This is a genomic window from Mycobacterium xenopi (assembly GCF_009936235.1).
Lineage (GTDB): Bacteria > Actinomycetota > Actinomycetes > Mycobacteriales > Mycobacteriaceae > Mycobacterium > Mycobacterium xenopi.
This window is the reverse complement of sequence record NZ_AP022314.1, coordinates 3,499,845-3,524,187: the sequence shown is the minus strand read 5'-3', so window position 1 is coordinate 3,524,187 and position 24,343 is coordinate 3,499,845. Positions and strand designations below refer to the sequence as shown.

The following is a 24,343-nucleotide window of genomic DNA, read 5'->3' as shown; positions in this document are numbered from 1 at the left end:
CGGCGCCGACGTGCCGGCGGCCAGCGAACCCCGAACAGAAAGACCGATGCGCGATGACCGTTGCCGAGCCGATGCCACAGCCCGCCACCCAGGCGCCCCCGGTGCACACCCGCGCGCTGATTATCGGCACCGGGTTCTCCGGCCTCGGCATGGCCATCGCGCTGCAGAAGCAGGGTGTGGACTTCCTCATCCTGGAGAAGGCCGATGACATCGGCGGCACCTGGCGTGACAACAGCTATCCCGGCTGCGCCTGCGACATCCCGTCGCACTTGTACTCGTTCTCGTTCGAACCGAAGCGCGACTGGAAGCATCTGTTTTCTTACCAAGACGAGATCTGGGACTACCTCAAAGGCGTCACCGATAAATACGGGTTGCGCCGCTACATCGTGTTCAACTCCCTCGCCAACCGCGGGTACTGGGACGAAGACGAGTTCCGCTGGCACGTGTTTACCGACGACGGCCGCGAGTACGTCGCGCAATTCCTGATTTCGGGTGCGGGCGCTTTGCATATCCCGTCCATTCCCGACATCGAGGGACGTGACGATTTCGTGGCTGCTGGAGGCGTCGCGTTCCATTCCGCGCAGTGGAATCACGACGTGGACCTCACCGGCAAGCGGGTGGCGGTAATCGGCACGGGCGCCAGCGCCATCCAGATCGTGCCGGAGATCATCGACCAGGTCGGTCAGCTGCAGCTCTACCAGCGCACTCCGCCCTGGGTGGTGCCGCGCACCAACGAGGAACTGCCAGCGTGGCTGCGGCGCGCCTTGACTAGTGTTCCCGGCCTCGCGTGGGCGCTGCGGATGACCATTTACTGGGGCCAGGAGGCCTTGGCCTACGGCATGACCAAGCGGCCGAATGCCCTCAAAGTCATTGAGGCGCTTGCCAAGTGGAACATCCGTCGGGCAGTGAAAGACCGCGAGCTGCGCCGCAAGCTGACCCCGAACTACCGGATCGGTTGCAAGCGCATCCTCAACTCGTCGACCTACTATCCGGCCGTGGCCAACCCGAAAACCGAACTGGTCACTGACCACATCGCGCGGATAACACCCGACGGGATCGTCACGGCCGACGGCACCCACCGCCCGGTCGACGTGATCGTGTTCGCCACCGGCTTTCACGTCACCGACTCCTACACGTACGTGCAGTTCAAAGGACTGCAGGGCGAGGACCTGGTCGACCGCTGGAACCGAGAAGGTCTGGCTGCCCACCGCGGAATCACCGTCGCCGACGTGCCCAACCTGTTTTTCCTGCTGGGCCCCAATACCGGACTGGGCCACAACTCGGTGGTCTTCATGATCGAGTCGCAGATCCACTACGTCGCTGAGGCGATCGCGACGTGCGACCGGCTGGGCGCGCAGGCGCTGGCTCCCACCCGCGCCGCACAGGACCGGTTCAACGCCGAACTGCAGGGCAAGCTAAGTCGCTCGGTGTGGAACACCGGCGGGTGCAGCAGCTGGTACCTCGACGAGCACGGCAACAACCGGGTGCTCTGGGGCGGCTACACCTGGCAGTACTGGATGGGCACCCGCTCGCTCAAACCCGCCGAGTACCAGTTCTTCGGGGTGGGCAAGACCGCGTTGGCCGACCGCATCCGCTGACGGCACGCCCAAGACACGCCCAGACACAAGGTGTTGTGCTGCGGCGAGTTGTCACCCACCAGGGGTAGTGTTTGACGTTAGGGGACAGCAAAAAACGTCCTGGTGAAATGGGGTGCTGGTGACCGAGAACGTGAAGCTGATCGACCGGGTATCGGCGATCAACTGGAACCGGCTGCAAGACGAAAAGGACGCCGAGGTCTGGGATCGGCTGACCGGAAATTTCTGGCTGCCCGAGAAGGTCCCGGTGTCCAACGACATTCCGTCCTGGAACACGCTTACTGCCGGCGAGAAGCAGCTGACCATGCGAGTCTTCACTGGGCTGACGCTGCTCGACACCATCCAGGGCACGGTGGGGGCGGTCAGCCTGATTCCGGATGCGCTGACCCCTCATGAGGAAGCCGTCTACACCAACATCGCGTTTATGGAGTCGGTGCACGCGCGCAGCTACAGCAACATCTTCTCGACGCTGTGCTCGAGCGCCGAGATCGACGACGCCTTCCGCTGGTCAGAGGAGAACCCCAACCTGCAGCGCAAGGCCGCGATCGTCATGCAGTACTACCGTGGCGACGAGCCGCTCAAGCGCAAAGTCGCCTCAACCCTGCTGGAAAGCTTCCTGTTCTACTCCGGGTTCTACTTGCCGATGTACTGGTCGAGCCGGGCCAAGCTGACCAACACCGCCGACATGATCCGGCTGATCATCCGCGACGAGGCCGTCCACGGCTACTACATCGGCTACAAGTACCAGCGCGGGCTGGCGCTGGTCGATGAGGCCAAGCGCCAAGAGCTCAAGGACTACACCTACGAGTTGCTGTTCGAGCTCTACGACAACGAAGTGGAGTACACCCAAGACCTCTACGACGAGGTGGGGCTCACCGAGGACGTCAAGAAGTTCCTGCGCTACAACGCCAACAAGGCGTTGATGAACCTCGGCTACGAGGCGCTGTTCCCACGCGACGAGACCGACGTGAACCCCGCGATCCTTTCGGCGTTGTCGCCCAACGCCGACGAGAACCACGACTTCTTCTCCGGCTCGGGATCGTCGTATGTGATCGGCAAAGCCGTCGTCACCGAAGACGAAGACTGGGACTTCTAAAGCCGGCTGATCCGAATCTGCCGTTATGGCTGTGAACGACGTGTGACCTGCGTCAATTACACAGCGGCACAGTGGCGCCGGTGGGCCCGCTGCCGGAACACTGGTGGTATGGCGAGCGAGTCGTTTCTAAATTCGGTGTTGGAGTGGCTACGGGCCGGCTACCCCGACGGTGTGCCAGGACCTGACCGCGTGCCGCTTTTGACGCTGTTGCGCAGCACTGACCTGACCGACGACCAGGTTCGCGAACTGATCCAGAAAATCACCACACCCGGATCGGCAGCGCTGGCCGCTGGCACCGGCGAAGGCGACGTGGTCGCGGAATTCGTCTCCGACATGACCCACTACGACGCCGGCCCGGAGAACGTCAGGCGTGTCGCCGGAACGCTCGCCGCTGCCGGCTGGCCGCTTCACGGTGTGAACCTCGACCGGGCCGACTCGGCCTGATCGGGCTCCGCCTACAGTGTTGAGGTGTCGATGACGAAGCGGTAGCGCACGTCGCTGGCCAGCACGCGCTCGTAGGCTTCGTTGATGTAGTCGGCCTCGATGACTTCGATTTCGGGCCGCACGTCGTGCTCGGCGCAGAAGTTCAGCATCTCCTGCGTCTCCTCGATACCGCCGATGTTCGACCCGGCCAGGCTGCGGCGCATCAGCACCAGCGCAAAGGCTGGCACGGGCATCGGGTGCTCGGGAATGCCGAGTTCGACCAGGGTGCCGTCGACGTCGAGCAGATTCAGGTACGGGCCAAGGTCTAGGTTCGCGGAAACCGTGTTCAGGATCAGGTCGAAGCTATTGCGCAGCTTGCGGAAGGTGTCGCGATCCGAGGTCGCGTAGTAGTGGCTAGCGCCCAAGCGCAGCCCGTCCTCCATCTTCTTCAGCGACTGCGACAGCACCGTCACCTCGGCGCCCATCGCCTTGCCCAGCTTGACGCCCATGTGGCCAAGCCCGCCGAGGCCGATGACCGCAATCCGCTTGCCAGGCCGGGCGTTCCAGTGTCGCAGCGGCGAGTACAGCGTGATGCCCGCGCACATCAGCGGCGCGGCAGCATCCAGCGGCAGCGCGTCGGGGATGCGCAAGACATAGTTCTCGTCGACGACGATCGCTTGGCTGTATCCGCCGTAGGTCGGTTGACCGTCTCGGCCGACACCGTTATAAGTCGTGGTCATCCCCGGTTTGCAATACTGCTCCACACCTGCAAGGCAGCTGCTGCACTCGCGGCAGGAGTCCACAAAGCAACCCACGCCGACGCGGTCGCCGACCTGGTATTTGGTGACATCAGAACCGATCGCGCTCACCACGCCGGCGATTTCATGACCCGGGACGACGGGGTAATTCGGTTGGCCCCATTCGGCTTTGGCAGTGTGGATATCCGAGTGGCAGATACCGCAGAACTTGATGTCGATCACCACGTCGTGGGGGCCCGGGTCGCGGCGAGTGATCGTGGTCTTCGTCAGCGGTTCGGTGGCCGATGTGGCCGCATACGCAGAAACTGTGCTCATGGCAAACCTCGTGGGCGCGTCTACTTCACCATCAGAATATTGCGGGAACGCCACCAGATTAGCATAGGTATCCTATGTATTCGGGTGCGTTCTGGACGTCGAACACGACGGGAGGTCAGCCCGGTCGTCAGTTGATCGGGGCGTTGACCCAGCGTAGGTCGTCGACGATGCCGCGGGCCGCGACCACGCCCTGCCCGGTCTGCCATACCTCGTTGTTGACCACGAACACCCGGTTATCACGGTTGGCGGACAGCTTGCGCCACGCGTTGCTGTCGAACACGGTGGGGGCGCGGTCTTTGGCGGCCGGCGAGGTGAACGACACGTAGACGATGTCGGCGTCGGCCGCCGAAAAATCCGGCGCGCCCGCGAGATCGGTGTCGCTGGCGCCGATTTCGACATACGGCTTATCGGTGAATCGCTGCGACGCCGGCCGGTCGACGCCGACAGCGGTGAGCACGCTGCCCGGGAAGTTGTTGGCGCCGAAAACTCGCACCGTGTTGGTGGTCAGCTGGACGATCGACGCTTGGTAGTGGCTGGCGTCATGCGCGGCGCCGATGTGCGCGGCGTGGGCGGTGAACTCGTCGACGATCTTGTCGGCGGCGCCGGCGCGTGCCGTGGCCGCGCCTACCCCACGCAGGTTATCTTCCCAGGCGGCGCCGGGCGCGCCGGTGAAGACGGTCGGCGCGATCGCCGTCAGGGCCGGATACAGGTGTGGCGTCAGCGCTATCGAGCCCAGGATCAGATCCGGTTTGGCCGCCGCGATCGCCGGCACGTCGGGAGCGCTGCGCGTGCCCACGCCGGGCAATCGGTGGATGGCGCTGCCCAGGTAGGCCGGCTGGCTCGACGAGCCGTCCGGTAACGCCGCGGCCACGATCCGCGACTGCAGCCCTAGCGCACACAACGCGTCGAGCTGGTCACCGGCGAGCACCACGATGCGTTGCGGTTCGGCGGGGACGTCGGCCGCTGCGGGGCTCACGCCGGCGGCGTTGGGCGCGGAGCGGGTCGGGGGACCCGGGTCCACCGGCGCCGGTTGCGGCGCGCACGATTCATCGGGGCGACGCTGATTCCCCAGGACGCCGGCACCGGCGATGGTGGTGGTGCTGGTGATCACCGATCGGGTCGGCGACGTGCGCTGGCCGCCGAGCGGCGCGGGTTTGCAACCAGAGCACAGCGTCACAAAAATCGCTGTTGCCACCGCGGCCGCGGCCGGCACAACGCCGGGTCGCACACGGCTGAACAGCACGTGCACGACGGTAACATCCGACCGCCGTGCACCGGCCCGGCTGCGCGCGCTGTTACGACGGTATGTAGGACTAAGCTCTTTACCGAACGGATCGGACGCTAGGATTCCACAGAAGACCAGGGGTATCTGCCTCTGAGGATGTTTGGAGGAGCTCGTGACAGCCGAAGCGCCCCCGCTGGGAGAACTCGAGGCCAGTCGTCCGTTTCCGCCCCGCACGGGCCCCAAGGGCAACTTGGTCTACCGGCTAGTGACGACCACCGATCACAAGATGATCGGGATCATGTATGTCGTCACCTGCTTCGCCTTCTTCTTTATCGGCGGCATATTGGCGCTTTTGATGCGCGCCGAACTGGCCGCGCCCGGGCTGCAGTTCCTGTCGAACGAACAGTACAACCAGCTGTTCACCATGCACGGCACGATCATGCTGCTGTTCTACGCCACTCCGATCGTGTTCGGCTTCGCCAACCTGGTATTGCCTCTTCAGATCGGTGCACCCGACGTCGCCTTCCCACGGCTCAACGCCTTCTCCTACTGGCTGTTTCTGTTCGGTTCCTTGATCGCGATCGCCGGGTTCATCACCCCTGGCGGCGCCGCCGACTTCGGTTGGACCGCCTACACGCCGCTGACCGACGCGATCCACTCGCCCGGCGCCGGCCCCGATCTGTGGATTATGGGCCTCATCGTTGCCGGTTTGGGCACCATCCTGGGTGCGGTGAACATGATCACCACCGTGGTGTGCATGCGTGCCCCGGGCATGACGATGTTCCGCATGCCGATCTTCACCTGGAATACGTTGGTGACGTCGATCTTGGTGCTGTTGGCGTTCCCGCTGCTGACCGCGGCGCTGTTCGGTCTGGCCGCTGACCGGCACCTGGGCGCCCACATCTACGACCCGGCCAATGGCGGAGTTCTGTTGTGGCAGCACCTGTTCTGGTTCTTCGGCCACCCCGAGGTCTACATCGTCGCGCTGCCGTTCTTCGGCATCGTCACCGAGATCTTCCCGGTGTTCTCCCGCAAACCGATCTTCGGCTACACGACGCTGGTCTATGCGACGTTGGCTATTGCTGCGCTCTCGGTGGCGGTGTGGGCGCACCACATGTTCGCCACCGGAGCCGTTCTGTTGCCGTTCTTTTCGTTCATGACGTATCTGATCGCGGTGCCCACTGGGATCAAGTTCTTCAACTGGGTGGGCACCATGTGGAAGGGACAGCTGACGTTTGAGACCCCGATGCTGTTTGCGATCGGCTTTGCGGTCACCTTCCTGCTCGGTGGTCTCACGGGTGTGCTGCTGGCCAGCCCGCCGCTGGACTTCCACGTCACCGACACCTATTTCGTGGTCGCGCACTTCCACTACGTGTTGTTTGGCACCATCGTGTTCTCCACGTTCGCCGGGGTGTATTTCTGGTTTCCGAAGATGACCGGCGGCTGCTCGACGAGCGGCTGGGCAAGCTGCACTTCTGGTTGACGCTGATCGGGTTTCACACCACGTTTTTGGTGCAGCACTGGCTGGGCGATCAGGGCATGCCCCGCCGCTACGCCGACTACCTGCCCAGCGACGGTTTCCAGCCGCTCAACGTCGTCTCCACGATCGGGGCGTTCATCCTCGGCGTGTCGATGCTGCCGTTCGTGTGGAACGTGTTCCGCAGCTGGCGCTACGGCGAACCGGTCACGGTCGACGACCCGTGGGGCTACGGCAACTCGCTGGAGTGGGCCACCACCTGCCCGCCGCCACGACACAACTTCTACGAACTGCCCCGCATCCGGTCGGAGCGTCCGGCCTTCGAACTGCATTACCCGCACATGGTGGAGCGACTGCGCGCCGAAGCGCACATCGGCCGCAGCCACGGCCCCGAAAGCGGTGACGTCACCAGAGCCGACGACGTAAGCGTTCGCACGTAATGCGTTGTAGCGGCGGCAATCTGGGGTGAGCACACCGCGAAAGGTGTCGGTGTTGATCACCGTCACCGGTGTCGACAAGCCCGGTGTCACCTCCGCACTGTTCGAAGTGCTTTCCGGGCACGAGGTCGAGTTGCTCAACGTCGAACAGGTGGTGATCCGCGGCCGATTGACGCTGGGCGTGCTGGTGTCTGCTGCGCTGGAAGAGGCCGAAGGCAACGCCCTGCGGAAAGAACTCGAGGCGGCTATTCACGCCAAGGGCCTGGACGTCACCATCGAGCGCAGCGAGGGGCTTCCGGTCATCCGGGAACCGTCGACGCACACCATCGTCGTGCTGGGTCGACCGATCACCGCCGACGCGTTCGGCGCGGTGGCCCGCGCGGTGGCCGCACTCGGTGTCAACATCGACGTCATCCGGGGTGTCTCGGACTACCCGGTCACCGGCTTGGAGCTGCGCGTCTCGGTGCCACCGGGCGCCGGGGGCCAGCTGCAGGCCGTCCTGACCAGGGTGGCCGCCGACCAGGGCATCGACATCGCGGTCGAGGACTACAGCCTGGAGCGGCGGGCCAAACGACTCATCGTGTTCGACGTCGATTCGACGCTGATCCAGGGCGAGGTCATCGAGATGCTCGCCGCCCGCGCGGGCGCGCAAGACACGGTCGCGGCGATCACCGAACAGGCGATGCGCGGCGAGCTTGACTTCACGGCATCGCTGCAACAGCGGGTCGCCGCGCTGGCGGGCTTGCCCGCAGAAGTGCTAGACGAAGTCGCCGACGAGTTGCAGCTGACGCCCGGCGCGCGGACCACATTGCGCACGCTGCGGCGGCTAGGTTTTCACATCGGCGTGGTGTCCGGGGGGTTCAGGCAGATCATCGAGCCGCTTGCCCACGAGCTGATGCTCGACTTCGTTGCCGCCAATGAACTCGAGGTCGTCGACGGCAAACTCACCGGCCGACTGGTCGGCCCGATCATCGATCGGGCCGGAAAAGCTAAGGCGCTGCGCGACTTCGCGCACCAGGCGGGGGTGCCGCTGGAGCAGACGGTCGCCGTCGGCGACGGCGCCAACGACATCGACATGCTGGCCGCTGCGGGCCTGGGCGTGGCGTTCAACGCCAAACCCGCGTTGCGCGAGATCGCCGACGCGTCACTGACCTACCCGTACCTGGACACCGTGCTGTTCATCCTTGGCGTCACGCGCGGGGAGATCGAGGCCGCCGACGCGGTCGACGGGGTGTTGCGGCGCGTCGAGATCCCGCCCGAGTGAGCGCGCTCGCGGGGTGTGCGGCACCATTGTCGGGTGCCCGAAACCGCAAGTGACGCAGTCGACCCTGATCTGCTGATCGACTTCAGAAACGTTTCGCTGCGCCGTGACGGGCGAGTTCTGGTGGGTCCAGTCGATTGGAAGGTCGAACTCGACGAACGCTGGGTGATCGTCGGGCCCAACGGGGCGGGCAAGACATCGCTGCTGCGGATCGCCGCCGCGGCCGAGCACCCGTCGTCGGGGGTAGCCTACGTGCTCGGCGAGCGGCTGGGCCGGGTCGACATGACCGAGCTGCGCTCCCGGGTGGGCTTGAGTTCGTCGGTGCTGGCGCACCGGGTGCCGGGCGACGAAGTGGTGCGCGACTTAGTGATGTCGGCCGGCTATGCGGTGCTGGGCCGGTGGCGCGAGCGCTATGACGATGTCGACTACACCCGGGCGATCGACATGCTGGAGAGCCTGGGCGCCGAGCACCTGGCCGATCGCACCTACGACACCCTCTCCGAGGGTGAACGCAAACGGGTGTTGATCGCCCGCGCGCTGATGACCGATCCCGAACTGCTGCTGCTCGACGAGCCGGCGGCCGGCCTGGACTTGGGTGGCCGCGAGGAGCTGATGGCGCGGCTGACGGACCTGGCCGCCGACCCCGACGCTCCGGCCCTGGTGCTGGTGACCCACCACGTCGAGGAGATTCCGCTCGGCTTTAGCCACTGCATGCTGCTGACGGAAGGGCAGGTCGTGGCGGCGGGCTTGTTGCCGGATGTGCTTACCGCCGAAAACCTGTCGGCGGCGTTCGGCCAGTCGATCGCGGTGGACGTCATCGACGGCCGTTACTTCGCTCGGCGCACCCGCGCCCGCGCAGCCCACCGGAGGCGATCATGACCTCGTCGACCGACGAGCCGTTCGTGCCGTTGACACCGCGCCCGGCGGCGACCGTGATGCTGGTTCGCGACACCGCCGACGGCCTGGCCGTATTTTTGATGCGCCGCCATTCGGCCATGGAGTTCGCCGCCGGGGTGATGGTGTTTCCCGGGGGCGGCGTCGACGACCGCGACCGCAACGCCGACATCGCCTGGACGGGACCCCCGCCGAGCTGGTGGGCCCAGCGGTTTGGTATCCAGTCCGACTTGGCCGAGGCGCTGGTGTGCGCCGCCGCCCGCGAGACCTTCGAAGAATCCGGGGTGCTGTTCGCAGGTCCCGCCGACGACCCGCACGGCATCGTCGGCGACGCCGCCGTGTACCGGGAATCGCGCCGCGCGCTGGCCGACCGGACGCTGTCGTTCGCCGACTTCCTGAGGCGAGAAAACCTGGTGTTGCGTGCCGATCTGCTGCGGCCGTGGGCTAACTGGGTGACCCCGGAGGCCGAGCGTACCCGCCGCTACGACACCTACTTCTTCGTCGCCGCACTGCCTGAGGGTCAGCGCGCCGACGGGGAGAACACCGAATCCGATCGCGCCGGGTGGACCACGCCCGAGGCCGCTATCGAGGACTTCGCGGCCGGGCGGAGTTTCCTGCTGCCACCGACCTGGACCCAGCTCGACTCGCTGGCCGGTCACACCGTCGCCGAAGTCCTGGCGGTTGAGCGACGGATCGTCACCGTGCAAGCTGACCTGGCGATGAAGGGCGACAACTGGGAAATCGAGTTCTTCGACGCCGACCGCTACAACCAGGCGCGAGGCCGACGGTGGCGGTAAGCGAGTTCGTCAGCGTCTACCTCGGCGCCGACCATCCGGGCGTGGCCACGCTGGTGCTGTCGCGGCCGCCCACCAACGCGGCGACCCGCCAGATGTACCGGGAGATCGCAGCGGCGGCTGCCGAACTGGGCCGCCGCGACGACGTTGCCGCCGTCATCGTGTTCGGCGGCCATGAGATCTTTTCCGTCGGCGACGACATGCCCGCGCTGCGGGCCCTGACCGCGGAGGAGGCCGAGACATGGGCGCGGGTGCGCCACCATGCCGTCGAGGCGGTGGCCGCCATCCCCAAGCCCACCGTGGCCGCTATCACCGGCTACGCGCTCGGTGCGGGGCTCACCCTGGCGCTGGCGGCCGATTGGCGGGTCAGCGGCGACAACGTCAAGTTCGGCGCCACCGAAATCCTGGCCGGCCTGATTCCCGACGGCGCCGCGATCACCTGGCTGACCCGCATGCTCGGCCCCAGCCGAGCCAAAGACCTGGTGTACAGCGGGCGTTTTTTCGGTGCCGAAGAGGCGTTGACGCTGGGCCTGATCGACGACATGGTGGCCCCCGACGAGGTATACGACGCGGCCGCAGCGTGGGCCGCCGCTTCGTGGAAGGCCCCGCATATGCTTTGGCCGCCGCGAAGGCCGGCATCGGCGATGTCTTCGACGTGAGCCGCGACGAACGGATGGCCGCTGACAGACGCCGCTACCTGGAGGTGTTCGCCCGTACCGCTGACCGGGACGGTGGCTAGGCTGGCGTCTCATGACGAGGAGTTCGAAGGTCGCCGGGCAGCCGTCGCCGCAGCCGCATGCCACCGCCGAGCAGATCGAGGCGGCCCGCCACGACAGCAAGCTCGCGCAAGTGCTCTACCACGACTGGGAGGCGGAGAACTACGACGAGAAATGGTCGATCTCCTACGACCAGCGCTGCGTCGACTACGCCCGCCACTGCTTCGACGCCGTAGTCCCCGACGAGGAGATCCGCGTGCTGCCTTACGACCGCGCCCTTGAATTAGGCTGCGGCACAGGCTTTTTCTTACTGAACCTGATCCAGTCGGGGGTTGCGCGGCGCGGTTCGGTTACCGACCTGTCGCCGGGCATGGTCCAGGTCGCCACCCGCAACGGGCGGTCACTGGGACTCGACATCGACGGTCGGGTCGCCGACGCTGAGGGCATTCCCTACGACGACGACACATTCGACCTGGTGGTCGGACACGCGGTGCTGCACCACATCCCGGAGGTCGAGTTGTCGCTGCGCGAGGCCATCCGCGTGCTGCGCCCGGGCGGGCGGTTCGTGTTCGCCGGCGAGCCGACCACCGTCGGCGACCGCTACGCGCGCACGTTATCCACGCTGACCTGGCGGATCACCACCAGTGTCACCAAGCTGCCGGGCTTAGGAGGCTGGCGGCGCCCGCAAGCCGAGCTCGATGAATCGTCGCGGGCCGCGGCGCTGGAAGCGCTGGTCGACCTGCACACTTTCACGCCCGGCGAGCTTGAGCGAATGGCAACCAACGCCGGCGCAGTCGACGTGCGAAGCACCACCGAAGAGTTCAGCGCGGCCATGCTGGGCTGGCCGCTGCGTACCATCGAGGCCGCGGTCCCACCGGGGCGCTTGGGTTGGGGCTGGGCGAAATTCGCGTTCACCGGTTGGAAGATGCTCAGTTGGGTCGACGCCAACCTGTGGCGGCGCGTGGTGCCGAAGGCGTGGTTCTACAACGTCATGCTCACCGGGGTAAAGCCGCCCTGAACGGCGGCTTCAGGTTCAGCCGCGACGACGTCAGCTACCTGCGGTCGGAATCGGGCGCTGCGGCGCTGCACGTGGTCGCCGGATTCGCGTTGACAGAAGCCACCCGTCTTGCCGATGTTGCCGCGGCGCGGGTTCGTTTCGGCGAGCGGGCGCCCGCGCTGGTGGAGACCACGCTGCTGCGCCGGCGAGCGGCCGCCAAGCTGGCCGGGCTCTGCGATGTGTCGAACTGGCTGTTCACCGACGAGGCGCTGCAGCAAGCCAGTGCGGGCGCGGTAGCGCGACACCGGGCGAACCGGTTGGCCGGTCGCCTCGTCCACGATGTGACCTGCTCGATCGGCACCGAACTGGTCGCGCTGCGCGCGGTTGCTACCCGGGTGCTGGGCAGTGACATCGACCCGGTGCGGCTGGCGATGGCGCAGCACAACCTGGCCGACACTGTCGATCTGTGCCGCGCCGACGCCCTGCATCCGGTGACCCGTGACACCACCGTCATGGCCGACCCGGCCCGGCGGCACTGTGGCCGCCGGCGTTTCGACCCGCGCGACTACCAGCCCGCACTGGACCACCTGCTGAGCGTCTACCGTGGTCGGGATCTGGTCGTAAAGTGCGCTCCCGGAATCGATTTCGACGTCCTCGGGTTCGACGGTGAGGTGGAGGTGACGTCGCATGGCGGCAGTGTGCGCGAAGCATGCCTGTGGTCGTCGGGGCTGGCCGAGCCGGGGGTACGCCGCCGGGCTAGCATGCTTGACCGCTGCGAGCAGATCACCGACGCCGAGCCAGACGATTGCCCGGTGCGCCCGGCCGGGCGATGGATCGTCGACCCCGACGGTGCCGTCGTGCGCGCGGGCCTGGTCCGCCACTACGGCGCGCGCCACGGCCTGTGGCAGCTCGACCCGGACATCGCCTACCTATCCGGCGACCGGCTGCCGCCAGGGCAGCGCGGCTTCGAGGTTCTCGAGCAGCTGGAGTTCAGCGAGAAGCGGCTGCGCCAGGCGCTGACGGACCTGGACTGTGGCCCGTTGGAGATCTTGGTCCGCGGTGTCGACCTTGATCCCGACGCGTTGCGGCATCGACTGCGGTTACGCGGTAGCCGGCCGTTGTCAGTAGTGGTGACCCGGATCGGCTCGAGGCCGGCGGGTGCTGCGACGGCGTTCGTGTGCCGTGCCTCCCGGTAGGGTCCAGGTAGGCTGGGAAGCCAGTTGCTTTCTGGCGTTGCTGATGCCGTTTTGTCTGCGGGGATAATTCGACGCATGCGTAATGTGAACGCGGCCGTACTGGTGGCTGCTGCCGTGCTGGCGACCGGCTGGCCCGGCGCGGCGGGCGCGGTATCGCCCTGCGCCAGCCTGGGCGGAACCGTCGAAGGCCAGACGTGCCAGGTGCAGGCCTCCAGCGCCACCTACACGGTGAACATGAGCTTTCCCGTCGATTACCCCGACGAACAGGCGATCGCCGATTTCCTCACCCAGAACCGCGACGGGTTCGTCAACGTCGCGCAGACGTCGGCGTCACGCGATGTGCCCTACCAAATGGACGTGACGTCGGAGCAGTACCAGTCCGGCCAACCGCCGCGCACTCGCAGCGTGGTGCTCAAAGTGTTCGAGGACCTCGGCGGGCCTCGCCCGTCCACCTTCTACAAAGCGTTCAACTACGACCTCCCGCGACGTCAGCCGGTGACGTTCGACACCCTCTTTGCGTCCGGGACCAAGCCGCTGGATGCCATTTACCCGATCGTCCAGCGCGAATTGGGTCGCCAAACCGGGCTCGGCGGTGCGGTCCTGCCCGGCACCGGCCGCGACGCCTCGCACTACCAGAACTTCGCCATCACCGACGACGACGTGATCTTCTACTTTGCGCCGGGGGAACTGCTGCCCCCGCGGCCGGCGCCAGCCAAGTGCGAGTGGCGCGCAAAGATATTCCGCCGCTAACGGTGTAGGGCGCGGGGTCATTTCGGCGCGAAGCTGTAAACCTGGCCCTCGCTGGTCGCGGTCACCACACTGCGATCGTGGCCGACGGAGACGCCCACCGGATATCCGGTGGCCTGCGGCAGCGGATAGCTGTTGATCGTGTGACCGTCGGCCGGATCGAAGACCAACAACGACAGGCCTGCTGCACCCGGGCCGGGCGCGCCGCTGGCCACGGTGTAGCTGACGCCGTCGCCGGCCAGGCTCGACGACGACAGCGGGTTGATGTCGTCGCGGCGCCACAGTGGCTGGGCGTGATCGCCGGCATCCCTGAACGCGGCCAGCCGGGTGTCGGGCCCGCCGCCGGAGACGATCAGCCCACCGGGCGACACCGCAGGCGGTGTCTGTGCCAGAAAGTGCAGTGGCACAGACCATTTCGGCTTACCATCAGCGGCGTTGAGCGCCCACAGTTGCTCGTCGCGGCCATTGACGTACACGGTCGACCCGTCGGCCGACAACACCGGGCTGGCCAGCACACCTGCAGCGACCGCATCGCTGGCCCATTCGCGGGTCAGCAGCGGACTCTGGCCCCGGTGATATTTCAGCGCCACCAGCTCCGCGGCGTTGGCGCCCGGGGGCCACAGGCCGATCACCACCATCCCGCTGGACGCCGCGAAGGCGGCGCCGCCGCGACCGGACAGCCCGGCCGGGCGGGTGGGCAATCGGCTAGCCCGCGCGTCGGATCGGTCGGATCGACGCCGTCGACCAGATCCAGCGGGCTGCCCACCACGGTGCCGCGATGCGCGTCGAACACCACGACCTGGCCCAGGTGGGTGACCACGAGCAGTTGACCCTCGTCGAGAATTCTTGGAGTAGAAGGCATTCCGATCACCGGTGCCCGCCAGCGGGTCCATTGTGTTGGCGGGAACGACAAGATAGCCCCGGGCTGACCGACGTAGACGTTGTCGAAGCCGTCGAACAGCGGGCCGGCAAAGCCACCGCCCTGAACCAGCCGCACGCACCAACGTTGTCGGCCGTTGTCGTTGTTCTCCCACTCCATCAGCGAACAGCCGCTTGGGGTTTGGGCGTTCAATACCAGCCAACCGCGACTGCTGAGCGCTGGTCCCGCAGCCAGGCTGCCCTTGACCGAGCGAGTCCATCGCAGTGTCAGCGTGGTGGCCCCGGCTGTCGACGTGTAGCTGCTGTTGGCCGCGTCGCCGTATTGCGCCGGCCAGCCCGGGGCCGGCGCCGCCTGCACCCACGAGTCGGTGTTGCCGCACCCGGCCGCCATGATCGCGGTCAGCGCCGCCGCGGCCACCTTCATGCGCCGAGTGTGCGGGTTATGGCGAAAAATGCCGCTATTTGCCTCCATAACCCGCACACTCGGCGTACGGGGGCAGGGGAGTCGCCCGAACACGGTGCCGAGACTAGCGTGCGCCTCACCGCAGACGCCCGACTAGGCTTTCCGGCCATGACGAGCATGTGGGGCGCACCGCTGCATCGGCGCTGGCGCGGATCGAGGCTGCGCGACCCACGCCAGGCCAAGTTCCTGACGCTGGCATCGCTGAAGTGGGTGCTGGCCAACCGGGCCTTCACCCCGTGGTATCTGGTGCGGTATTGGCGGTTGTTGAAGTTCAAGCTGGCCAACCCGCACATCATCACCCGCGGCATGGTCTTCCTCGGCAAAGACGTGGAGATTCACTGCACGCCCGAACTGGCGCAGCTGGAGATCGGGCGCTGGGTGCACATCGGCGACAAGAACACCATCCGCGCGCACGAGGGCTCGCTGCGGTTCGGCGACAAGGTGGTGCTCGGCCGCGACAACGTCATCAACACCTACCTCGACATCGAACTCGGCGACTCGGTTCTGATGTCCGACTGGTGCTACATATGTGATTTCGACCACCGGATGGACGACATCAACACGCCGATCAAAGACCAGGGCATCGTCAAGACACCGGTGCGGATCGGGCCGGACACCTGGATCGCGACCAAGGTGACCGTGCTGCGGGGGACCACCATCGGGCGAGGTTGCGTGCTGGGATCGCATGCCGTGGTCAAGGGCAACATCCCGGACTACTCGATCGCGGTCGGCGCGCCTGCCAAAGTCGTCAAAAACCGGCGATTGGCCTGGGAAGCGTCGGCCGCTCAGCGCGCCGAGCTGGCAGCTGCGCTGGCCGACATCGAACGCAAGAAGGCGGCGCGTTAGCGGTCCGGCAGCGCGTGTTCGACGATCGGCAACCGTGGAAGTGGTTGGCGTTCACGGCGTTTGGCTGCGAGGTAGACCTGCGTGGTTTCCTGGGCGACGGTGCGCCAATCGAAATCCGAAGTGAGTCGTTGGCGGGCGGCCAGGGCACGCTGCTGCGCCGCGTCGGGATCGTCGAGCACGGCCCGCACCGCGGCTGCCAATCGCGCCACGTCGCGCGGCGGGCAGGACAGCCCGGTCTGTCCGTCGATCACCGCCTCACCCAGGCCGCCGATGTTTGACGTGACCAGCGGGGTGCCGGCTGCTGCTGCTTCCAGCGCCGCGAGTCCGAACGGTTCGTAGTGGCTGGGCAGCACGGCAACGTCGGCGCGGTGCAGCGCTGCCAATAGCTCGTGGTGGTCCAGGTGCCCGACGAAGTTGACCGCCTTGCGCACACGATGTTTACGGGTCTGTTCAACGAGCCAATCCTGCTGGGTGCCATCGCCGGCGATGGTCAACGTGGTGCCAGGGTGGCTGCGCCGGATTCGCGGCAACGCTGTGATGAGGTCGTGTACGCCTTTCTCGTACTCCAGCCTGCCCACATACAGCAGCTCCGGCGGTCCGGTGCGTGGACGGCGTGTTGCGAACGGCCAGCGGTCGGCGTCGATCCCGTTGCGGATGACCGTGATTTCGGCCAGCCCTGGTCCGAACAGCTCGGTGATCTCCTCGCGCATCGACGCCGAACAGGTGATCAGCGAATCGGATTCGCGTACCAGCCAGGATTCGATTGCGTGCACCTGGCGGCTGAGCGCACCCGACACCCATCCGGAGTGTCGACCTGCCTCCGTCGCGTGAATAGTGGAAACCATTGGCAAGTCATAGAATTCGGACAAGGCAATGGCCGGGTGGGCCACCAGCCAGTCGTGTGCGTGCACTACATCGGGGCGCCAGGAGCGGTTGGTGCCGGGCTTTTTCAACGCCAGCCCGGCACGGATCATGGCGTGTCCCATCGCCAGTGTCCAGGCCATCATGTCGGCACCGAAGGTGAACTCGTGCGGATCCTGCGCAGCCGCGACAACACGCACGCCCTCGTTGATTTCGTCGGACGACGGATGCGTGCTCGGGTCGGTACCGGTGGGACGGCGAGACAGTACGACGACGTCATGGCCGGCCGCGGCCAGCGCGGTCGACAAGTGGTGGACGTGCCGGCCAAGCCCGCCGACCACCACCGGCGGGTATTCCCACGACACCACAAGGACTCTCACTCGGGTGCCCGCCCTCTGCGCAAGGGGGCCCGAAATGTCGCGACCAACCGCGTGTCGCTGTCCGGACGCGCCCGCTCGTGACGCGGAATGGCCGTCATCGCGGCAGCCTTCGTGCATCCAGCGCACCGAACAGCCCGTCGGCACGGTTCCAGCCGTCGGCGAGCCGCTGGGCGGTCTCGCGCCGCCCCGACGCCAACGCGCCGGCGATCTCGCGGGTCGCGTGCGCATGCAGGTGGGCCCGGTAACGCGCATAGTCGGCGGCGGAGTCCTTGCTTACCATGAACGGCCAGTCGCTGGACACCGTGAGCAGCGTCTCCCGCAGGATCTGGTCGGCGATCTGATCGCGCGGCGTCGGGCCGTCCAACGACGCAGTTTGGGCCAACGCCTTGTCTACCGTTGTCAGCGCGGTGTCGACCACTTCGGCGTTGAGCTGCACCAGATCGGCCACCTTCTCACCGGCCCAGACTTGCCAGTCCTTGCCCGAACCCCAAGAGCTGGGCGGTAATTCGACTGCCGAGCCGACGAACCCGTCGGCGATCGCGTCGGAGAGCGTACCAACCCGCACCCCCGCTGCGGGCAATGCGCGCAGCACGCGCTGCAGCCACGTCGGTCCCTCATACCACCAGTGACCGAACAGTTCGGTGTCGAAAGCCGCGATGACATGCGCCGGGCGGCCGATCCGTTCGGTTTCGCCGAACAGCCGGCGACGGACCACGTCGACGAAGTCGGCGACGTGGGTGTCCACTGTGCGATCGGCGCGCTCGGGATCGTAGGGCGCCTTGGCGTCCGCCGGGACGTTGCGGCCGGTCACCCGGGCGGGCTTGAGCCCGGTGAGGTGGTCGTAGGTGTGGAAGTCGCGATAGGCGGCGTGGCCGGGGTAACCGGACTTCGGCGACCACACCCGGTAGCTGACCTGCAGGTCGCGGCCGAACGCGACCACGTCGGTGTCGCCGACCGGGCGGCCCAGGGCGGTGTCGCCGTGCAGCGAGGGGCCGTCGACGATGAAGTGGCTTACCCCGGCGGCGGCGTAGTCGTGTTCCATGCCTGGGGCGTAGGCGCATTCGGGCGCCCAGATCCCGGCGGGGGTGTGCGCCAACCGCTGCTGAGCGTCGGCCAGCCCTTCCCGCAGCGCGAATTCGCGCAGCCTCGGATGCAGCAGCGGCTGGAAGGGGTGTGCGAGCGGGCCGCCGAGCAGTTCGACGACGCCGGCGTCGATCAAGGCGCGCAGCAGCGGGCTGGCGCCATGGCGCCACAGGGTGGCGAAGTCGTCGAGGGCCCGGTCGGCTTCGGCGCAGTCGCGAATCCCGAAGACGCGCAAGGCGTTCGGCGAGCATGCAGTCACTGGTTCTGACTGGGCGCCGGGTCGCAGGCTGGCGGCCTCGGCCGCGCGCAGCCGCCAGTTCGCCAGCCAGTAGTGCATGCCGTCGAGGCAGTACGGGTCGTCGAGCTGCGCGGCAACCACCGGTGTCATCCCGAGTGTGACCAGTCGGTGGCGGTCCTCCTCGGCCAGCGCGCGCAGTACCCGCAGCACCGGCAGGTAGGCCGCTGCCCATGACTGGTAGAGCCATTCCTCGCCGACCGGCCAGCGGCCGTGGTGGGCCAGCCACGGCAGATGCGTGTGCAGCACCAGGGTGAACAAACCCGGCACCCGACTAGCGGTGGCGCTGTGGTTCATCGGCGCAACTCCTCAATCCCGGCTACGCCGGCATCATCGTTGCTGAGGCGGCTCACGCCCGCACCGCTATCGCGACCAGGTCGAGGCTGTCGTCGATGTCGCGGTCGGTGGCCTCGACGATCTCGAAGTCGGCCGTGGTGACCGCCGCGACATCGTCAAACAGGTCAGCCGGCCACGGCGCGTCGGCCACTGCCCGGGCAATCTGGGCCTCGATGATCGAGCCGCCGTGCCGGGCGTCCATTTCCCGCAGCCGCGGCCCGTGGAACACGCCGCTCATGTTTACCGCCAAGAACCCGTTGTCGACCAGGAGCCGGGTCAGCTGGGCGGCATCGAGTTCGCGGGTGTGAAACGGGTTGAGCGGGGTGTCACGGCCCGGTGAGAACGTGAGGCGGTTGGGGGTAGACACCATCAGCATCCCCGCCGGACGCAGCACGCGCGCGCACTCGCGGACGAACCGTGGCTGGTCCCACAAGTGTTCGACGACCTGGAAGCTGACCACCGCGTCCACCGAGTCGTCGGCCAGCGGCAGCTCGGTCAGGTTGGCGTGCAGCGCCTGCACCCGCGGGTAGCGGGCACCAACATGGGCCACTGCGGTGTGGTCGTAGTCGACGGCGATGACCCGGCGCGCCACCCGGGCGATCAGGTCGGCGCCGTAGCCCTCCCCGCAGCCGGCCTCGAGCACCTCGCGGCCCGCACAGCGCTGGGCAAGCTGCTGGTAGACGACCTCGTGGCGGCGGAACCAGTAGTTCTCCTGCGCCAGGTCCGGCACGGTGCGTTCACCGGTCAGCGCCAACGCGGCGGGCGCGGCGTCGACACAGCGCGGATTCTCGATGGCGTTCATTGCAAGGCAGGCTATCCTGAAGCGCCCCGTCGGCGAACCGTCCACCTCGATAAGACGCTGGGCCCCGCGCCCGTTCGAGGGGAGGAGCCGAACCTTCGGCTTAGCACGACCCGCTATGGTGTGAGAGCGAAACCGCACAAAAGCTACCGACTAGTAACACGCGGGTGTGGCCGCGCACCAACGTAACCAAGGTCTTGCCGCCGACGGCTGCAGGACTCCGTCAAGGAGGACGAACCACAGTCATGACGAACATCGTGGTCCTGATCAAGCAGGTCCCAGACACTTGGTCGGAGCGCAAGCTCCGCGACGACGATTTCACCCTGGACCGCGAGTCGGCCGACGCCGTGCTGGACGAAATCAACGAGCGCGCGGTCGAGGAGGCGTTGCTGATCCGGGAGAAAGAAGCTGCCGACGGCATCGAAGGCTCGGTGACGGTGCTGACCGCGGGCCCAGAGCGGGCCACCGAAGCGATTCGCAAGGCGCTGTCGATGGGTGCCGACAAGGCGGTGCACCTGCTCGACGAGGGGATGCACGGTTCGGATGTCATCCAGACGGCGTGGGCGTTGGCCCGCGCGCTGGGCACCATCGAGGGCACCGAGCTGGTGATCGCCGGTAACGAGTCCACCGACGGGACCGCCGGTGCGGTGCCGGCCATCATCGCCGAATATCTCGGGCTGCCGCAGTTGACCCACTTGCGGAAGGTGTCGGTCGAGGGAGGCAAGATCATCGGCGAGCGCGAGACCGACGAGGGCGTGTTCACCCTCGAGGCCCCGTTGCCCGCAGTGATCAGCGTGAACGAGAAGATCAATGAGCCGCGCTTCCCGTCCTTCAAGGGCATCATGGCGGCGAAAAAGAAGGAAGTGATCAAGCTGACGCTGGCCGAGATCGGCGTGGAACCCGACGAGGTAGGCCTGGCCAACGCCGGCTCGACGGTTTTGGCGTCAAATCCCAAGCCACCCAAGACCGCTGGCGAGAAGGTCGTCGACGAGGGCGACGGTGGCACCAAGATTGCCGAGTACCTGGTCGCTCAAAAACTGATCTAAGACCCCTTCGACACTGAAAGACACACGAAACCCATGGCTGAAGTACTGGTGCTCGTCGAGCACGCTGAAGGTGCGCTGAAGAAGGTCACCGCGGAACTGCTCACCGCGGCCCGTCGGCTGGGCGAACCCGCCGCCGTCGTCGTCGGTACCCCGGGCACGGCCGCCTCGCTGATCGATGGGCTGAAGGCCGCCGGCGCAGAGAAGATCTATGTCGCCGAGTCCGACATCGTCGACCAGTACCTGATCACCCCACAGGTCGACGTACTGGCCAACCTTGCTGAATCATCGTCACCGGCAGCGGTGTTGCTGGCTGCCAGCGCCGACGGCAAGGAAATCGCCGGTCGGCTGGCCGCACGGATCGGCTCGGGACTGCTGGTCGACGTGGTCGACGTCCAACCCGGCGGCAAGGCACTGTATTCGATCTTCGGCGGCGCATTCACCGTCGAGGCACAAGCCAACGGCGACACGCCAGTGATCGCCGTGCGAGCCGGTGCGATCGAAGCCGAGCCAGCCGAAGGCGCCGGCGAACAGGTCACCGTGGAGGTGCCCGCGCCCGCGGAGAACGCCGCGAAGGTCACCGCTCGCCAGCCCGCCGTCGCTGGCGACCGCCCGGAGCTGACCGAGGCTGCCATCGTGGTGTCCGGCGGACGAGGGGTGGGCAGCGCGGAGAACTTCCGCGTGGTCGAGGAGTTGGCCGACTCGCTTGGGGCCGCGGTGGGTGCGTCGCGCGCCGCGGTCGATTCGGGTTACTACCCTGGCCAGTTCCAGGTGGGCCAGACCGGAAAGACGGTCTCGCCGCAGCTCTACATCGCCTTGGGGATCTCCGGGGCCATCCAGCACCGCGCCGGGATGCAGACCTCCAAGACGATCGTCGCGGTCAACAAGGACGAGGAAGCGCCGATCTTCGAGATCGCCGACTTCGGGGTGGTCGGTGACCTGTTCAAGGTGGCCCCACAGCTGACCGAGGCGATCAAGGCCCGCAAGGGGTAGCGGCCCCGGCAAGCAGACGCTAAAGCCCCCCATTTCGTGCGGCGGATTGAGGGGCTTTTGCGTCTGCCCGGCCCCCTCACACCGGCCGGTATCCTGGGCGAGTCATGGTGTACCTCGATCACGCCGCCACCACTCCGATGTATCCCGCAGCCATCGAGGCGATGACGGCTGTGCTGGCCACCGTCGGCAATGCCTCGTCGCTGCACAGCACCGGCCGCGCGGCACGCCGGCGGATGGAGGAATCACGCGAGCTGATCGCCGAGAAGCTGGGCGCTCGACCGTCGGAGGTGATCTTCACCGCGGGCGGCACCGAAAGCGACAACCTGGCCGTCAAGGGCATTTACTGGGCTCGCCGCGACGCACAGCCCCGCCATCGGCGCATCGTCACCACCGCGGTCGAGCATCACGCCGTGCTGGACTCGGTGACCTGGCTCGCCGAACACGAAGGCGCCGAGGTGACTTGGCTGCCGGTCGCCCCAGATGGATCGGTGTCGCCGGCGGCCTTGCGCGACGCTCTCGACGGCTACGACGACGTGGCCCTGGTGTCGGTGATGTGGGCCAATAACGAGGTCGGCACGATCATGCCCATCGCCGAACTCGCTGCCATCGCAGCCGAATTCGACGTGCCTATGCATAGTGATGCCATTCAGGCCGTGGGCCAGCTGCCGGTCGACTTCGCCGCCAGCGGCCTGTCCGCGATGAGTGTGGCCGCGCACAAGTTTGGCGGTCCGCCCGGGGTAGGGGCTTTGGTGTTGCGCCGCGACGTCAGCTGCGTACCACTGTCGCACGGCGGCGGCCAAGAACGTGACATCCGTTCCGGCACACCGGATGTCGCTGGTGCTGTCGCGATGGCGACGGCGGCGCAGATCGCGGTCGACGAGCTGGAGGCCAACAGCGCACGGCTTCGCCTGCTGAGAGACCGGCTCATCGACGGCGTCCTCGCCGGGGTCGAAGGCGCCCGGCTCAACGGGCCGAGAGAAACCAGGCTGCCCGGGAACGCTCACTTCACGTTTGACGGCTGCGAGGGCGACGCACTGCTGATGTTGTTGGACGCTAACGGAATAGAGTGCTCGACCGGATCTGCATGTACCGCTGGCGTTGCCCAGCCGTCGCATGTGTTGCTCGCGATGGGCGCCGATGCGGCCAGTGCGCGGGGTTCGCTGCGACTGTCTTTGGGACACACCAGCGTCGACGCCGACGTCGACGCGGCGCTGCGGGTTTTGCCGAGTGCGGTGTCCCGCGCGCGGCAGGCCTCCCTGGCAGCGGCGGGGGCGTCGCAATGAGAGTTCTCGCCGCGATGAGCGGTGGTGTCGACTCATCGGTGGCCGCTGCCCGGATGGTCGACGCCGGTCACGACGTGGTCGGCGTGCACTTGGCTCTTTCGCAAGCGCCCGGCACGTTGCGCACCGGCTCACGCGGCTGCTGCTCCAAGGAAGACGCCGGCGATGCCCGCCGGGTCGCAGACGTACTCGGAATCCCTTTCTACGTATGGGATTTCGCGGAGAGGTTCAAGCAGGACGTGATCGACGATTTCGTGTCCTCCTACGCCCGCGGGGAAACTCCCAACCCTTGTGTGCGGTGCAACCAGCGGATCAAATTTTCTGCGCTGTCAGCGCGGGCGCTGGCTTTGGGTTTTGACGCCGTGGCCACCGGCCACTACGCCCGGCTGTGCGACGGAAAGCTGCGCCGCGCCGTCGACCGGGACAAGGACCAGTCGTATGTATTGGCGGTGCTCACCGCAGATCAGTTGCGCCACGCCGCGTTCCCGATCGGTGACACGCCCAAACCGCAGATCCGCGCCGAGGCTGCCCGCCGGGGCTTGGCGGTCGCGGAAAAGCCGGACAGCCACGACATCTGCTTCATCCCGTCCGGGAACACCCGCGCGTTTCTCGGCGAGCGCATCGGCGTGCGCCGTGGAACCGTCGTCGATTCGCAGGGCACCGTGCTGGCCGAGCACGACGGTGTGCACAGCTTCACGATCGGGCAGCGCAAAGGGCTGGGCATCGCCGGTCCCGGCCCAAACGGTCGAGCCCGTTACGTGACCGCGATCGACGCCGACACCGCCACCGTGCGGGTGGGCGATGTCGCCGACCTCGACGTGTGGACGCTGACCGGGCGGGAACCGGTGTTCACCGCCGGCACGCCGCCGTCAGAGCCTGTCGAGTGCGTGGTGCAGGTTCGTGCCCACGGCGAAACTGTCCCTGCTACAGCAGAATTGGACGACGGCACGCTTGTGGTTCGGCTTCTTGCCCCGCTGCGGGGTGTGGCTCGCGGGCAGACGCTGGTGCTGTATCGACCGGATCCCGACGGTGACGAGGTGATTGGCAGCGCCACGATCGCCGCCACCTCGTAAGCTCTCGCCGAGCGTGAAACTGTTGCGAAACTCTGGCCTCAGACTCAAGCGGTGGCTGCAACACCTGATCGGTGAGGGGTG

18 protein-coding genes and 4 pseudogenes are annotated in these 24,343 nt (G+C 66.8%); 16 read left to right on the top strand and 6 right to left on the bottom strand.

Annotation, left to right across the window (positions count from 1 at the left end; all coding sequences use genetic code 11):
• The first annotated feature begins 53 nt into the window (after positions 1–53).
• From MYXE_RS16655 to MYXE_RS16645, 3 genes are all read left to right on the top strand, one after another.
• A complete protein-coding gene (locus tag MYXE_RS16655) occupies positions 54–1,598 on the top strand; it encodes a flavin-containing monooxygenase (RefSeq protein WP_085196405.1) in 1,545 nt (514 codons plus the stop codon).
• Positions 1,599–1,716: 118 nt separating this feature from the next.
• On the top strand, positions 1,717–2,691 hold the full coding sequence (gene nrdF, locus MYXE_RS16650; RefSeq protein WP_003922182.1) for a class 1b ribonucleoside-diphosphate reductase subunit beta: 975 nt from the start codon (positions 1,717–1,719) through the stop codon (positions 2,689–2,691).
• 108 nt (positions 2,692–2,799) lie between these two features.
• On the top strand, positions 2,800–3,135 hold the full coding sequence (locus MYXE_RS16645) for a DUF3349 domain-containing protein (protein ID WP_003922181.1): 336 nt from the start codon (positions 2,800–2,802) through the stop codon (positions 3,133–3,135).
• 11 nt (positions 3,136–3,146) lie between these two features.
• Here the strand turns inward: MYXE_RS16645 and MYXE_RS16640 are convergent, their stop codons facing one another.
• Together MYXE_RS16640 and MYXE_RS16635 are read right to left on the bottom strand one after the other, a co-directional pair.
• Positions 3,147–4,187 carry an NAD(P)-dependent alcohol dehydrogenase gene (locus MYXE_RS16640; RefSeq protein WP_003922180.1) on the bottom strand — a complete coding sequence of 347 codons (1,041 nt, stop codon included), beginning with the start codon at positions 4,185–4,187 and terminating at the stop codon, positions 3,147–3,149.
• Positions 4,188–4,314: 127 nt separating this feature from the next.
• Entirely contained in the window at positions 4,315–5,430 is a 1,116-nt protein-coding gene (locus MYXE_RS16635) for an ABC transporter substrate-binding protein (RefSeq protein WP_085196416.1), read from the bottom strand.
• A 154-nt stretch (positions 5,431–5,584) separates the two neighbouring features.
• Here MYXE_RS16635 and ctaD point away from each other — a divergent pair.
• The 8 genes and pseudogenes from ctaD to MYXE_RS16595 all read left to right on the top strand — a co-directional run bounded on the left by ctaD (position 5,585) and on the right by MYXE_RS16595 (position 13,942).
• Positions 5,585–7,329 (top strand): annotated as a pseudogene (gene ctaD / locus MYXE_RS16630) (aa3-type cytochrome oxidase subunit I).
• Positions 7,330–7,354: 25 nt separating this feature from the next.
• Entirely contained in the window at positions 7,355–8,590 is a 1,236-nt protein-coding gene (gene serB / locus MYXE_RS16625; protein WP_003922177.1) for a phosphoserine phosphatase SerB, read from the top strand.
• Between the two features lie 33 nt (positions 8,591–8,623).
• On the top strand, positions 8,624–9,466 hold the full coding sequence (locus MYXE_RS16620; protein WP_003922176.1) for an ABC transporter ATP-binding protein: 843 nt from the start codon (positions 8,624–8,626) through the stop codon (positions 9,464–9,466).
• Positions 9,463–10,278 carry an NUDIX hydrolase gene (locus tag MYXE_RS16615; protein ID WP_003922175.1) on the top strand — a complete coding sequence of 272 codons (816 nt, stop codon included), beginning with the start codon at positions 9,463–9,465 and terminating at the stop codon, positions 10,276–10,278. Before MYXE_RS16620 ends, MYXE_RS16615 begins: the two co-directional genes overlap by 4 nt.
• Positions 10,269–11,014 (top strand): annotated as a pseudogene (locus tag MYXE_RS16610) (enoyl-CoA hydratase). Before MYXE_RS16615 ends, MYXE_RS16610 begins: the two are co-directional and overlap by 10 nt.
• A gap of 11 nt (positions 11,015–11,025) precedes the next feature.
• The gene (locus tag MYXE_RS16605) at positions 11,026–12,009 is read left to right on the top strand and encodes a class I SAM-dependent methyltransferase (protein ID WP_085195709.1); all 984 of its coding nucleotides are present in this window, start codon (positions 11,026–11,028) and stop codon (positions 12,007–12,009) included.
• Positions 11,967–13,184: a class I SAM-dependent methyltransferase gene (locus tag MYXE_RS16600; RefSeq protein WP_085195798.1), complete on the top strand. Its 1,218-nt coding sequence runs from the start codon at positions 11,967–11,969 to the stop codon at positions 13,182–13,184. Before MYXE_RS16605 ends, MYXE_RS16600 begins: the two co-directional genes overlap by 43 nt.
• Before the next feature lie 75 nt (positions 13,185–13,259).
• Positions 13,260–13,942 (top strand): annotated as a pseudogene (locus MYXE_RS16595) (esterase).
• A gap of 9 nt (positions 13,943–13,951) precedes the next feature.
• Here the strand turns inward: MYXE_RS16595 and MYXE_RS16590 are convergent.
• A pseudogene (locus MYXE_RS16590) lies at positions 13,952–15,234 on the bottom strand (outer membrane protein assembly factor BamB family protein).
• 147 nt (positions 15,235–15,381) lie between these two features.
• On the opposite strand from MYXE_RS16590, the gene MYXE_RS16585 reads away from it, so the two are divergent.
• Positions 15,382–16,119, top strand: a complete 738-nt coding sequence (locus MYXE_RS16585; RefSeq protein WP_085195711.1) for an acyltransferase — start codon at positions 15,382–15,384, stop codon at positions 16,117–16,119.
• Here MYXE_RS16585 and MYXE_RS16580 read toward each other — a convergent pair.
• The 3 genes from MYXE_RS16580 to MYXE_RS16570 all read right to left on the bottom strand — a co-directional run bounded on the left by MYXE_RS16580 (position 16,116) and on the right by MYXE_RS16570 (position 19,876).
• The gene (locus tag MYXE_RS16580; protein ID WP_085195713.1) at positions 16,116–17,360 is read right to left on the bottom strand and encodes a glycosyltransferase family 4 protein; all 1,245 of its coding nucleotides are present in this window, start codon (positions 17,358–17,360) and stop codon (positions 16,116–16,118) included. The genes MYXE_RS16585 and MYXE_RS16580 overlap by 4 nt on opposite strands.
• 94 nt (positions 17,361–17,454) lie before the next feature.
• Positions 17,455–19,035 (bottom strand): 1,4-alpha-glucan branching protein domain-containing protein, encoded by a 1,581-nt coding sequence (locus MYXE_RS16575; protein ID WP_003922167.1) that lies wholly within the window; start codon positions 19,033–19,035, stop codon positions 17,455–17,457.
• A 52-nt stretch (positions 19,036–19,087) separates the two neighbouring features.
• Positions 19,088–19,876, bottom strand: coding sequence for a class I SAM-dependent methyltransferase (locus tag MYXE_RS16570; protein ID WP_003922166.1), 789 nt, complete (start codon positions 19,874–19,876; stop codon positions 19,088–19,090).
• Positions 19,877–20,118: 242 nt separating this feature from the next.
• Between MYXE_RS16570 and MYXE_RS16565 the strand changes: the two genes are divergently transcribed.
• From MYXE_RS16565 to mnmA, 4 genes are all read left to right on the top strand, one after another.
• Complete coding sequence (locus MYXE_RS16565; RefSeq protein WP_003922165.1) at positions 20,119–20,919, top strand: electron transfer flavoprotein subunit beta/FixA family protein; 801 nt, start codon at positions 20,119–20,121, stop codon at positions 20,917–20,919.
• A 33-nt stretch (positions 20,920–20,952) separates the two neighbouring features.
• Positions 20,953–21,909 (top strand): electron transfer flavoprotein subunit alpha/FixB family protein, encoded by a 957-nt coding sequence (locus MYXE_RS16560; protein WP_003922164.1) that lies wholly within the window; start codon positions 20,953–20,955, stop codon positions 21,907–21,909.
• Between the two features lie 104 nt (positions 21,910–22,013).
• Positions 22,014–23,192 carry a cysteine desulfurase family protein gene (locus tag MYXE_RS16555; protein ID WP_085195715.1) on the top strand — a complete coding sequence of 393 codons (1,179 nt, stop codon included), beginning with the start codon at positions 22,014–22,016 and terminating at the stop codon, positions 23,190–23,192.
• Complete coding sequence (gene mnmA, locus MYXE_RS16550) at positions 23,189–24,262, top strand: tRNA 2-thiouridine(34) synthase MnmA (RefSeq protein WP_003922162.1); 1,074 nt, start codon at positions 23,189–23,191, stop codon at positions 24,260–24,262. The genes MYXE_RS16555 and mnmA overlap by 4 nt, the downstream gene beginning before the upstream one ends.
• The last annotated feature ends 81 nt before the right edge of the window (positions 24,263–24,343 follow it).